The 11,850-nt window shown below is 53.0% G+C and carries 11 protein-coding genes; 6 read left to right on the forward strand and 5 right to left on the reverse strand.

What is annotated here, in order from left to right; genetic code table 11:
- Positions 1-128: 128 nt before the first annotated feature.
- Together grxB and mdtH are read right to left on the reverse strand one after the other, a co-directional pair.
- On the reverse strand, positions 129-776 hold the full coding sequence (gene grxB, locus J8X26_RS13075) for a glutaredoxin 2 (protein WP_152325784.1): 648 nt from the start codon (positions 774-776) through the stop codon (positions 129-131).
- A 256-nt stretch (positions 777-1,032) separates the two neighbouring features.
- Positions 1,033-2,238: a multidrug efflux MFS transporter MdtH gene (gene mdtH / locus J8X26_RS13080; protein ID WP_208951079.1), complete on the reverse strand. Its 1,206-nt coding sequence runs from the start codon at positions 2,236-2,238 to the stop codon at positions 1,033-1,035.
- 212 nt (positions 2,239-2,450) lie between these two features.
- On the opposite strand from mdtH, the gene rimJ reads away from it, so the two are divergent.
- The 4 genes from rimJ (at position 2,451) to murJ (ending at position 6,357) form a co-directional block, all read left to right on the forward strand.
- Positions 2,451-3,038: a ribosomal protein S5-alanine N-acetyltransferase gene (gene rimJ / locus J8X26_RS13085; RefSeq protein WP_152325786.1), complete on the forward strand. Its 588-nt coding sequence runs from the start codon at positions 2,451-2,453 to the stop codon at positions 3,036-3,038.
- 10 nt (positions 3,039-3,048) lie between these two features.
- Positions 3,049-3,702 carry a YceH family protein gene (locus J8X26_RS13090; protein ID WP_208951080.1) on the forward strand — a complete coding sequence of 218 codons (654 nt, stop codon included), beginning with the start codon at positions 3,049-3,051 and terminating at the stop codon, positions 3,700-3,702.
- Positions 3,703-3,714: 12 nt separating this feature from the next.
- Positions 3,715-4,626: a Gfo/Idh/MocA family protein gene (locus tag J8X26_RS13095; protein WP_152325788.1), complete on the forward strand. Its 912-nt coding sequence runs from the start codon at positions 3,715-3,717 to the stop codon at positions 4,624-4,626.
- Between the two features lie 195 nt (positions 4,627-4,821).
- Entirely contained in the window at positions 4,822-6,357 is a 1,536-nt protein-coding gene (murJ, locus tag J8X26_RS13100; protein WP_152325789.1) for a murein biosynthesis integral membrane protein MurJ, read from the forward strand.
- Between the two features lie 80 nt (positions 6,358-6,437).
- Here murJ and yiaA read toward each other — a convergent pair whose 3' ends face one another.
- Complete coding sequence (gene yiaA, locus J8X26_RS13105) at positions 6,438-6,884, reverse strand: inner membrane protein YiaA (RefSeq protein ID WP_152325790.1); 447 nt, start codon at positions 6,882-6,884, stop codon at positions 6,438-6,440.
- 162 nt (positions 6,885-7,046) lie between these two features.
- Entirely contained in the window at positions 7,047-8,780 is a 1,734-nt protein-coding gene (argS, locus tag J8X26_RS13110; RefSeq protein WP_165056978.1) for an arginine--tRNA ligase, read from the reverse strand.
- Positions 8,781-9,134: 354 nt separating this feature from the next.
- Here argS and J8X26_RS13115 point away from each other — a divergent pair, with 354 nt between their 5' ends.
- Positions 9,135-9,695 (forward strand): VOC family protein, encoded by a 561-nt coding sequence (locus tag J8X26_RS13115; protein ID WP_208951081.1) that lies wholly within the window; start codon positions 9,135-9,137, stop codon positions 9,693-9,695.
- On the opposite strand, the gene J8X26_RS13120 is transcribed toward J8X26_RS13115, so the two are convergent.
- Positions 9,692-10,840, reverse strand: a complete 1,149-nt coding sequence (locus J8X26_RS13120) for a MalY/PatB family protein (protein ID WP_208951082.1) — start codon at positions 10,838-10,840, stop codon at positions 9,692-9,694. The two genes, J8X26_RS13115 and J8X26_RS13120, sit on opposite strands and share 4 nt — an antisense overlap.
- Before the next feature lie 112 nt (positions 10,841-10,952).
- Here J8X26_RS13120 and cutC point away from each other — a divergent pair, with 112 nt between their 5' ends.
- Entirely contained in the window at positions 10,953-11,711 is a 759-nt protein-coding gene (gene cutC / locus J8X26_RS13125) for a copper homeostasis protein CutC (protein ID WP_152325794.1), read from the forward strand.
- Positions 11,712-11,850 lie beyond the last annotated feature (139 nt).

Raw genomic sequence — 11,850 nt, forward strand, 5'->3', positions numbered from 1 at the left:
TATGAGGCGATGCTGCATTTTACCTGCGGCATCATTATCTGGAATAAAATCCTATTGGGATAGGCTCTAAGTGCTGGAGAAGGGGAAGAAAAGGGAAAATCGCCGGAAGCAGGCTTCCGGCGCAAGATTTAACTGGCGAGGCGTGTAAACAGATTAACCTGCGTCTGTTTCGCCATATTGTCGCGATAAGCCTGAACGCGGGACGGCCACTCAATTCCCTGAACGATAGTCAGCGAACGCAGTACCGGCCAGAGATTGATATCATCTTCTGAAAGCTCGCCGTTGACGGCGTTTGGTTCGACGATCAGCTTATCGAGTGCACGTAAGTCCTGGCTGATTTTTTTCACCAGACCTTCTGAATGTTTCAGATGCTCCTGAAAATCGCCGCTGGCAGCCTGCTTTTTGTCGGAGAAATATTTACGCGCTTCCGGCGTGGAGAACTCTTCCAGCGGCGCGGCTGCAAAACGAGGCAGCAGCAGACGACCCATATATTCAGAAACATGACGCAGCCAGGTCGCAATAGACGCATTCAGCGGGCCGGTAAGCAGCGGTTTTCCGTCACTTTTATCCACGTAATGCACGATGTCCATACTTTCAGGCATAAAGCCGCCATCCTGTTTTTGCAGGATCGGCACCATCTTTTTGCCCACCATGGAAATCGGGGTTTTCTCGTCATCATTGAGCAGAACTTTGATTTCTACCGGAATGTTTTTCAGACCGAAAATCATGCGTGCTTTAACGCAAAAAGGGCAATGTTCGTAAACGTAAAGTCTCATGGTTCATAGCTCCTGTTGTCGCCGGCGTTGACCTGTAGGGTGCGTGGAAACTGCCGGATATAGGTTCGGATTTAATCGATACGCTGAAACCAGTATGGGTAATTGAGGAGGGGAGATCAAACATACACGTCATGCATGTCGCCGTAACTGCGTTGGCCGCGCTTCCTCACCCGAATCACTGACACTGGTCAGCTCATCGGGATTCGCTCTCTTGCCGCCTTGTTACAACGCCAATCATTTAGTGTATTTACTGACGTCAATTACCGCTCAGCATGGCCGGTTCGATGCGGCGAAGATTGAATTGCCAGTACAAACCGGTGAGGGTGATGAAGCCCACGATGCCCAGTAAAAACCAGGGCAATTCAGGAAGCTCAAGCGCACGGCCGGTGTCATACATCCAGCCGCCGCCGGTGTAACCGATCACACCGCCCAGCGCCAGCCCCAGACGGCTAAAGCCCATGTAGCTGCCACGTGCGCGGGCATCGGCCAGCGAGGCACTCAGCGTTTCGCGCGCCGGTTCGGCAATAATTGACCCAATGTAGAAGAAACCGATCAGCAGCAACAGCGGGTTAATCGATGTCACCAGCCCGACGGGCAGAAGACTGAGGGTCATGATCAGCAGGCCGAACATCAGACGCTGTTCAAGGCGGAAGCGTTTTTCGCTCCAGCGTGCAATCGGATACAGCAGCGTCAGGGAAAGCACTGCTTCAATCGCATACATCCATTTCACAGCCGCCGGGCTGCCCGCGACATCATTGACTGCAATCGGCAACATCAGCATGACCTGCACGGTCAGCATGTAATAACCGGTCAGCGTCAGTACATACGCCAGAAAACGGCGATCGCGCAGCACACGCATCATGCCTTCACGCATCGGTGTGCGCATGGTGGAAATGCGGTAAGCAGGCAGCAGCCAGGCGTTGCAGGCGGCGGCCAGCACAAATATGCCCGCACCGGCCCAGCACACGTAATGGAAATCATATTGCAGCAACCAGCTGCCGATGAGCGCACCGATAACCGCACCGGCGCTGTCTTGCATCATCATCAGGGAGAAGAAACGGCTGCGCTCGTGCGGACGGGTCAGCTTGATCACCAGCGCGGTGCGCGGCGGGTCGAACAAAGTGCCGCCGAGGCCGGAGAGAATGCATGAACAGACTAAAATCCACGGTTCTTCTGCCATTGCCATGGTGGCGAATCCGGCAGCGCGTAAAAGCATGCCGGTGATAATCATCGGTTTGGCACCGAAACGGTCAGCGATTGCGCCGCCGAAAATGCCTAATCCCTGTTGCGTGAGCTGGCGGACACCCAGCGCCAGACCGACGGCCATCGCGGCCCAGCCGAGCTGATCGACAAATCGGATCGAGATCAACGGAAAAACCACGAAAAAGCCTAAAATAACCAGCGCGTTGTCTAATAACAGAAAATACTTACCCAAGCTCCGAGCTTGTGATACCAGAGACATGCTTCACCATGAGCGATTATTTGTACCCTGTCCGGCAGATACAGAAAGGAAGAAAAGACCGTTCCAGTCTGAACTGGAATCAGGCAATTAGATAGGGCGCTATTGATAATATTTTTTTATCGTCAAGCCGCGTTCTGACTGGCAGAATTGGCGATGATCAGGTGTTTCCTATAAATTCTATTCATCGACCCGAGCGGGATGTGGAGGAAGGGATGTTTGGCTATAAATCTGCCGTGCCGAAAGTGCGGCTTACCACTGACCGGATGGTTCTGCGCCTGGTTCATGACCGCGATGCGCACCGGCTGGCTGAATACTATGCGGAGAACCGGGCGTTTCTGAAACCCTGGGAACCGGTCAGGGATGAAAGCCATTGTTATCCTTCCGGATGGCAGGCGCGTCTCGGGTTAATTTCCGAAATGCAGAAACAGGGCAGCGCATATTATTTTATCCTGCTCGATCCCGATGAAAACCGCATTATGGGCGTGGCAAATTTCAGTAATGTTCTGCGCGGCTCATTCCATGCCTGTTTCCTCGGTTATTCCCTGGGTCAGGAGTGGCAGGGGAAAGGGCTGATGCAGGAAGCGTTGCAATCGTTAATCCGTTATATGCAGCGCCAGCAAAAAATGCACCGGATTATGGCCAATTATATGCCGCACAATAAACGCAGCGGACAACTGCTCGAGCGTCTGGGCTTCGAGCGTGAAGGCTATGCGAAAGACTATTTACTGATTGATGGCAAATGGCAGGATCACGTGCTGACGGCGTTAACCTGGCAAGAATGGACGCCCCCGTCCCGATAAGGAGAGCAACATGAAACATGAACTCAGTGACCGGGAAGCCCGGGTTGTCGGTTGTTTGCTGGAAAAACAACTCACCACGCCGGAACAGTATCCGATGACGCTCAACGGATTAACCACCGCCTGCAACCAGAAAACCAACCGTGAACCGGTGATGGAACTCAGCGAAAGTGACGTTCAGCAAACGCTGGATTTACTGCTGCGCAAGCACATCATCCGCACCCTCAGCGGTTCCCGCACCATGAAGTACGAGCATCGTTTTTGTAATTCCGAATTCGGCAATCTCAAATTTTCACCGCAGGAAGTGGCGGTCGTCACTACGCTGCTGTTGCGCGGCGCGCAAACGCCGGGCGAATTACGCACCCGTACCAACCGCCTGCATGATTTTTCTGACGTTGCTGAAGTCGAGCAAACTCTGACCGATCTGACTAACCGCGAAGATGGCCCGTTCTGCGTGCGCCTGGCGCGTGAACCGGGCAAGCGCGAAAGCCGATTTATGCATCTGTTCAGCGGTGAAGTCAGCCAGGCGGCCAGCGCCACAGAAGAGCCATTTTTAAGCGCCGCCGCACCGGACTCCGGGCTGGCCGCACGCGTGGAAGCGCTTGAGGCAGAGGTGGCCGAACTGAAACAACGTCTGGAAAGCCTCCTGCAGCATTTGGGTGATTAAAAGGAAAACGTCGTGAGTAAACTTCGGATAGGCGTTATCGGACTTGGCGGGATCGCGCAAAAAGCGTATCTGCCGGTTCTCAGTCATGCTGAAAAATGGACGCTGGTCGGCGGTTTCTCCCCGAATCAGCAAAAAGCACAGGCCGTTTGCGACAGCTACCGGATGGCCTGTTTTTCCCGGATGGACGAACTGGCCAGCCAGTGCGACGCGGTATTCGTCCACAGCAGTACGGCCAGCCATTTCGATGTCGTCGGGCAATTGCTGGCGCAGGGCGTCCATGTGTATGTGGATAAACCGCTGGCAGCTGAGCTGGATCAGGCCGAACAATTGGTTGAACAGGCTAACCGGGCAGGCAAAGCGCTGATGGTCGGGTTTAACCGCCGCTTTGCGCCGCTATATCGTCAGCTGAAAGAACAGATGCAACAACCGGCGTCCTTGCGGATGGATAAACACCGTACGAACAGCGTCGGGCCACACGATCTGCGTTTTACGTTGCTGGATGATTATCTGCACGTCGTGGATACGGCGCTGTGGCTGGCGGGCGGCAATGCCAGCCTGGAAAGCGGGCTGATTCAGATTAACGAGGCTGACCAGATGCTTTATGGCGAGCATCATTTCCTGTGCGGAGAAACGCTGGTGACGACTTCAATGCATCGCCGCGCCGGAACATTCCGCGAAAGCGTGCAGGCGGTAACTGAAGGCGCCGTTTATCAGCTCGACGATATGCGACTCTGGCGCGATGAACGTGATGATATCCTGACGCAGCAACCTGTTGCTGGATGGCAAAGTACGCTGGCGCAGCGTGGTTTTGTCGGGGCAATTGAGCATTTCGTCGATTGCGTCTCGAACCAGACGGCACCTGAAACCAGCGGCGAACAGGCGATTTACGCGCAGGCCATGATCGAAAAAATTCTGCAAAACTGAGTGAAAGCCGCACAGGATGGTGCGGGTAACAATCTATAACAACTGCCGTTGGCTATTGCATGGCGGATGCGTAGACTAAGCGCATCTTTGAGCCATGCCGGTTCATCTTTCACGCCTGCTGATGCAGGCGTGGTTGTTTAACCTGTTGATCAATATTGAGTTAAAGACAGGCCACCGGCAAACAAGAAAAGTGACATGAATCTACTTAAATCTTTGGCAGCCGTCAGTTCAATGACGATGTTTTCACGTGTATTAGGCTTTGCCCGCGACGCCATTGTGGCCCGCGTTTTTGGTGCCGGAATGGTGACCGACGCCTTTTTTGTGGCGTTCAAACTGCCCAATTTATTACGTCGTATTTTCGCTGAGGGCGCATTCTCTCAGGCTTTCGTGCCCATTCTGGCCGAGTATAAAACTCAGCAAGGTGAGGAAGCCACGCGGACGTTCATTGCTTACGTTTCGGGCCTGCTGACGCTGGTTCTGGCGATTGTCACCGTGCTTGGTATGCTCGCCGCTCCGTGGGTGATTTATATTACGGCTCCCGGCTTTGTGGATTCGCCCGATAAATTTGCACTGACCAGTTCGCTGCTGCGCATCACGTTCCCGTATATCCTGCTGATATCCCTGGCCTCTCTGGTCGGGGCGATACTCAATACCTGGAACCGTTTCTCGATACCGGCTTTTGCGCCGACGTTCCTGAACGTCAGCATGATTGGCTTTGCGCTGTTTGCTGCGCCTTATTTCCACCCGCCGGTGCTTGCGCTGGCCTGGGCGGTGGTTGCAGGCGGATTGCTGCAACTGGGCTATCAGCTCCCGCATTTGAAGAAAATCGGTATGCTGGTTCTGCCGCGTCTGAACCTGAAAGATGCCGGCGTCTGGCGCGTTATGCGTCAGATGGGCCCGGCAATTCTGGGGGTTTCGGTGAGCCAGATTTCCCTGATTATCAACACCATTTTCGCGTCCTTCCTCGTTTCAGGTTCCGTGTCATGGATGTATTACGCTGATCGTCTGATGGAGTTTCCGTCCGGCGTGTTGGGCGTGGCCCTGGGGACAATTCTGCTGCCGTCGCTGGCACGGAGTTTTTCGAGCGGCAATCATGCCGAATACAACCGCCTGATGGACTGGGGCCTACGTCTTTGTTTCCTGCTGGCACTGCCAAGTTCTGTCGCCCTGGGTATTCTGGCGAAACCGCTGACCGTTGCGCTGTTCCAGTACGGAAAATTCAGCGCCTTTGATGCATCAATGACGCAGCGCGCGCTGGTGGCATATTCCGTCGGCCTGATGGGGCTGATTGTGGTGAAAGTGCTGGCGCCGGGCTTTTATTCCCGTCAGGACATTAAAACACCGGTCAAAATCGCCATCGTTACATTGCTGATGACACAGGTGATGAACCTTGCATTTATCGGTCCGCTGAAACATGCCGGTCTTTCGTTGTCGATTGGTCTGGCTGCATGCCTGAACGCGTCTCTGCTTTACTGGCAACTGCGTAAACAGGATATCTTCCAGCCCCAGCCGGGCTGGAAAGTCTTCCTGATCAAACTGTTTGTCGCGGTGATTGCAATGTCTGCGGCGCTGCTCGGCATGATGTGGCTGATGCCTGCCTGGGATGTCGGCGGAATGGCGTATCGTCTGGCGCGTCTGGCGGCCGTTGTCGCGGCTGGCGTGGTGGCGTATTTCGCCGTGCTCGGCCTGTTAGGGTTCCGCGTGAAAGAGTTTGCGAGACGACTGGATTAGGATTTATAGTATTATTATTCCAAAAATCAATAAAAGCCCGCTATATTATTGGCGGGCTTTTTTAATGCGAAAGTTATTATTTATTCTTCGGTCATGTTTTCTTTGTCAGAATATTCCTGCAATTTAGCGATGTTTAATGCGGCCGTGTCGCGCGTGTTTTTCTGCACAGCAGTAGCCCCAAATAAGCACATAAAAAAGGTGACGCCGTAAAACCCTTTTTCGCTTAACAGCAATTCAGCATTCCACAAGCCAATGCACATCAACGCAATGGCGATCGCGAAAGCTGCCCAGCAAAGGTTCGCATACAGTGCTGTGGTAGGCAGACCTTCGAGTTTATCACGCACATGTTTTTGCAAGGAAACTGAAGAGAACAGACCCAGAACCAGAACGGCAAAATAGTAGCCTTTTTCATTCAGTTGCATTTGTGCGTTATTAAGGCCAATGAGAAAAATAATAACGCCACCCAGCAGCGCAATCCATGAAGCGAAAACAAAAGCAGTAGAAGGGCGATTTTGAAGATTATTCATAGATATCCTTTATCTGAAGACCAATAGAATTTGGTTTATTAATCACTTTCCTAAGTGATTTCGTGCGCGACGGATATTACGATATAACTGCAAATTACGGAATGAAATTAATGAAATAAAAAAGGGCGCCGGGCGCCCTTAATAATATGAGTGTAACTGGAATTACATACGTTCTACGGTTTCAATACCCAGCGTATCCAGACCGGTTTTCAGCGTGCGCTGCGTTAACAGTGCCAGTTTCAGGCGGCTGTTGCGGCTGGTTTCGTCTTCTGCGTTCAGGATCGGGCAATGTTCGTAGAAGCTGGAGAACAGGCCAGCGACGTCGTAGAGATAAGCACACATGGTGTGTGGTGTGCCTTCGCGGGCAACAACGGTCAGGACTTCTTCGAATTGCAGCAAACGGGTAGCCAGTGCCGCCTCGCGTTCTTCACGCAGCACGACCGGCTGAGTCAGGCTGTTAACGTCAATCTCTGCACGTTTGAAGATTGATGCCACGCGGGTGTAAGCATATTGCATGTACGGCGCGGTGTTACCTTCGAAGGCCAGCATGTTGTCCCAGTCGAAGATGTAATCGGTGGTACGGCTTTTCGACAGGTCAGCGTATTTGATTGCGCCGATACCCACGGCGTTGACCAGTTTTTCCAGTTCTTCCGCATCTTTTAGCTCAGGGTTCTTTTCTGTGATGAGCTTGCGTGCGCGTTCAATCGCTTCGTCCAGCAAATCGGACAGTTTGACCGTGCCGCCTGAGCGGGTTTTGAACGGCTTGCCGTCTTTGCCCAGCATCATGCCAAACATGTGGTGCTCAAGCGCGACAGAATCAGGGACATAACCGGCTTTACGCGCGATGGTCCAGGCCTGCATCAAATGCTGATGCTGACGGGAGTCGATGTAATACAGTACGCGATCGGCCCCCAGCGTTTCGTAGCGGTATTTCGCACAAGCGATATCGGTGGTGGTGTAAAGGTAGCCGCCATCTTTTTTACGGATGATGACGCCCATCGGGTCGCCTTCTTTATTCTTGTACTCGTCCAGATAAACTACGACGGCACCTTCGCTGTCGACGGCCAGACCTTTTGACTGCAAGTCAGACACGATACCCGGCAGCATACTGTTATAAAGGCTTTCACCCATGACATCGTCTTCGGTCAGGGTGACGTTCAGGCGGTTATAAGTCAGCTGGTTTTGCTTCATGGTCACATCGACCAGTTTGCGCCACATTTGCAAACAGTATTCGTCGCCGCCCTGCAACTTCACCACGTAGCCACGCGCGCGCTCGGCAAAGGCTTCGTCTTCGTCGTAGTTCTTTTTCGCTGCGCGGTAGAATTCTTCCAGATCAGCCAGATTCATGTCACCGGCGTTTTCGTTCTGCACTTTTTCGAGATAGGCAATCAGCATCCCGAATTGTGTGCCCCAGTCACCAACGTGGTTTGCGCGGATCACTTTATGACCCAGCAGTTCGTTGGTACGCACGGCGGCGTCGCCGATAATGGTGGAGCGGATGTGGCCAACGTGCATTTCTTTCGCCACGTTTGGCGCAGAGTAGTCGATGACGATAGTTTGCGGCTCAACGGGTGCAATGCCCAGTTTTTCGTCATTCAGTGCGCTGTCAACGTGGGCGCCGACGAATGCCGGATCCAGGAAGATATTGATGAAACCCGGACCGGCAATTTCGACTTTGTTTGCGATGCCGTTCAGATCCAACAGTTCAACCACTTTCTCTGCCAGTTGTCGTGGCGGCATACCGAGTTTTTTCGCCACGGACATTACGCCATTAGCCTGATAGTCACCAAACTGAGCTTTGGCGGACTGACGGACCTGCGCTTCGCTGTCGGCGGATGCGCCTGCTGCGATCAGTGCCTGGCTGACTTTTTCTGAAAGGAGTGACTGAATATTCACCGGATTACCTTATAATTTATCCCCGTCATCCTTCGCGCCGCCTTTGTGTCGGCTGCCTTTGCGAACCTTGGTCACATACTGATGTATGCTCCCAGGATTGGGTCAGTTGCTGCCTTGATGCAACCCGAATGATTTAGGGGAAGAATGTAGTTGTTTACTGGTTATACGTTTTTAACGGATTAACCGAAAATGATGCGTGTTTATATCATATTAGCCCTGCGGCGTCAGTATCGCCGCACGTCTGAACGGTATGAAAGCGTGATTCTGCGGCATGTCTCTGGCAACCGGATGAAAGGCTGTGTAAATTACCCGACCCTAAAGATCTGCAAACTGAAAAGAGATAGGATGCCCGCCATGAAACATGTGCCAGAGTTACAGGATTTAGTTGACGATATGTCGCGATTCTCCGACGTATTAATGGCATTCGCTGCAAAATTGCAGATCAATCTGGGTGAATTTCATGCCGATCATATTTCTGTGCGCTGCCATCAGAACACGACAGCCGAACGCTGGAAATCCGGGCTGGGAAAATGCGGCAGCCTGCTCAATGAAACCCTGATTAACGGGCGGCCTATTTGCCTGTTTACGCTCGATGAGCCGCTCACGGTCGGGCCGCTGAGCATTGATCTGGTGGAATTGCCTTATCCTGGTGATAAGCGATATCCGCACGAGGGGTGGGAGCATATTGAGATTGTGCTGCCGGGCGCAGAAGAAGAGTTGTATACGCGGGCGCTGGCACTGATTGCCGATGAAGCGCTAATGACGCCCGGTATAAAACTGAAGCAGAGTGCGCCCAAAGGGGAAAATGAGCGTTTGCCTAACCCTACGCTGGCGGTCACTGACGGAGCAGTGACGATTAAATTCCATCCGCACAGCCTGCGTGAAATTGTCGCCAGCGAAAGAGAAGCAGGTTAAGGCCGGAGCTTATCGAGTGCGGCTTCCATCCGGTCGAGTGCTTTCCCGAGAAGGGCGCGCTGACAGCCGAAATTGATGCGCACGCACTTCGGCGCGCCAAATTCGGCTCCGCCGGAGAAGCCCACGCCCGCTTCGACAAAGAAACGGTACGGGTCGTCCACCGGCAATTCGCTGGCATCAATCCAGCCAAGATAGGTGCCTTCGGGTGCCAGCATGCGTAAACCTGGCATGGCGTTAATACGCGTCGCCACAAGATCCCGGTTTTCACGCAAATAATCGAGCTGTGCGTTAAGCCACGCTTCGCCATCACGGTAGGCCGCAGTCGCCGCAACATACGCCAGAATATTGACGTGCGGCACGATACCTTTGCTGGTGTCAAAAAATTTCCGGCGCAGTTCGGGGTTTGGGATGATCGCCATCGAGGCACCCAGTCCGGCCAGATTGAAGGTTTTCGACGGTGCCATCAGCGTAATCGAACGTTGTTCTGCATCCGCATTGAGTGAGGCAAAGGGGACGTGCTTCAGATCCGGCTCCAGAATCAGGTCGCAGTGGATTTCGTCGGAACACACCACCAGATTGTGGCGTCTGGCGAATTCATGTTGTTGCAGCAGTTCATCGCGACGATATACCGTGCCGCCCGGATTGTAAGGGTTGCAGAGCATCAGCAGCTTTTCACTGCCATCAAGCTGGCTTTCGGCGGCGGCAAAATCGGCCACCCAGCGTTGTTGCTGTTGGGTGACCGGAATGGATTTAAATGCCCGGCCTTCGCTTTGTGCAGCCTGCATAAAAGGCGGATAAATGGGCATCGGCATCAGGCTGCTTTCGTGCGGCGCCACGTTGGCGCGCACGGCCACGTTCAGCCCGCAGACCAGACCCGGAAGCCAGACAATCCATTCCGGCTGAATCGCCCAGTCATAAAGGTCTGCAAGCCGTTTAACCACAATATCAATCAGTTCCGGCGGAGTAATACCGTAACCAAAGACACCTTCGGCCACGCGTTGTTGCAGTTCTTTAATTACCTGAGGCGGAGACGTGAAGTCGGTATCGGCGACCCAAAGCGGAATCACATCCTGATGATGATATTTATTCCACTTAACGCTATCACTGTGACTGCGGTCTACCCACGAATCAAAATTGAGTGCCATAGTTAGCTTTCCTAAGCAGGCAGTTGGGCGGGAATGCTCATGTCAGAGCCTACGCGACATGGCCGGTTACACACAAGTGTTGTAGCATAATGCCGTAATCAGGAGAGGTCACATGACTAAATTAGAAGTGTGTTGTTACAGCGTGGATTGTGCGTTAACAGCAGAACTAGCCGGAGCCGATCGCGTCGAATTGTGCGCGAGTCAGGCCGACGGCGGTATTACGCCGAGTTACGGCACCCTCAAACTGGCGAGGGAAAAAGTGACGATCCCTGTACATCCGATTGTACGTCCGAGGGGTGGTGACTTTTGCTATAGCCAAAGCGAATTTGATGTTTTGAAAAGCGACATCGCGATGATCCGCGATCTCGGTTTTCCAGGTCTGGTGGTCGGCATGCTCGACGATGAAGGGCATATTGATATGCCAAGAATGTGGGAAGTCATGGCGTTATGCGGCGATATGGCTGTGACATTTCACCGCGCTTTCGACATGTGCCTGAACCCGAAGATTGCGCTTGAGCAGTTGACTCAGCTAGGTGTGGCGCGCATTCTGACTTCGGGACAGCAGCAAAATGCGGAAGTCGGTTTGCCGATGCTTCGGGAACTGAATCAGCTCACGCGTGGTCCTATTATTATGGCTGGCGCAGGTGTGCGTCTGACGAATCTGCAAAAGTTTGTGGATATCGGGCTGACCGAATTACACAGCTCGGCAGGGCGTCAGGTGCCTTCCTCTATGCGCTACCGCAAAGCCGGTGTCACCATGAGTTCCGACACCGATTTTGATGAATTCAGTCGTTATTGCGTGGACGGTGATATTGTTGCCGCAATGAAAAGTACATTGCAGTTTGACGATCAAATATCCCGCACGGCGTAATAATCTCAAAATTTAACCGGGTCAAACGACCCTTATTGCGTCGCCCTGCGCAAGTACCAGGCCCCGTCATTTTGGCGGGGTCTTTTTTATTTATATCAATGAGTTATTCGTGAAAGGGGTGCTGTTGGGGTGCTGATGT

Origin of the sequence: Rahnella sp. ChDrAdgB13, assembly GCF_017655185.1 — a bacterium.
Taxonomy (GTDB): Bacteria; Pseudomonadota; Gammaproteobacteria; order Enterobacterales; family Enterobacteriaceae; genus Rahnella; species Rahnella contaminans.

What these genes read in the sequence shown, in the direction of transcription:
- grxB (WP_152325784.1), bottom strand. Translation starts at nt 776, where the DNA reads ATGAGACTTTACGTTTACGAACATTGCCCTTTTTGCGTTAAAGCACGC.
- mdtH (WP_208951079.1), bottom strand. Translation starts at nt 2,238, where the DNA reads ATGTCTCTGGTATCACAAGCTCGGAGCTTGGGTAAGTATTTTCTGTTA.
- rimJ (WP_152325786.1), top strand. Translation starts at nt 2,451, where the DNA reads ATGTTTGGCTATAAATCTGCCGTGCCGAAAGTGCGGCTTACCACTGAC.
- J8X26_RS13090 (WP_208951080.1), top strand. Translation starts at nt 3,049, where the DNA reads ATGAAACATGAACTCAGTGACCGGGAAGCCCGGGTTGTCGGTTGTTTG.
- murJ (WP_152325789.1), top strand. Translation starts at nt 4,822, where the DNA reads ATGAATCTACTTAAATCTTTGGCAGCCGTCAGTTCAATGACGATGTTT.
- yiaA (WP_152325790.1), bottom strand. Translation starts at nt 6,884, where the DNA reads ATGAATAATCTTCAAAATCGCCCTTCTACTGCTTTTGTTTTCGCTTCA.
- J8X26_RS13115 (WP_208951081.1), top strand. Translation starts at nt 9,135, where the DNA reads ATGAAACATGTGCCAGAGTTACAGGATTTAGTTGACGATATGTCGCGA.
- J8X26_RS13120 (WP_208951082.1), bottom strand. Translation starts at nt 10,840, where the DNA reads ATGGCACTCAATTTTGATTCGTGGGTAGACCGCAGTCACAGTGATAGC.
- cutC (WP_152325794.1), top strand. Translation starts at nt 10,953, where the DNA reads ATGACTAAATTAGAAGTGTGTTGTTACAGCGTGGATTGTGCGTTAACA.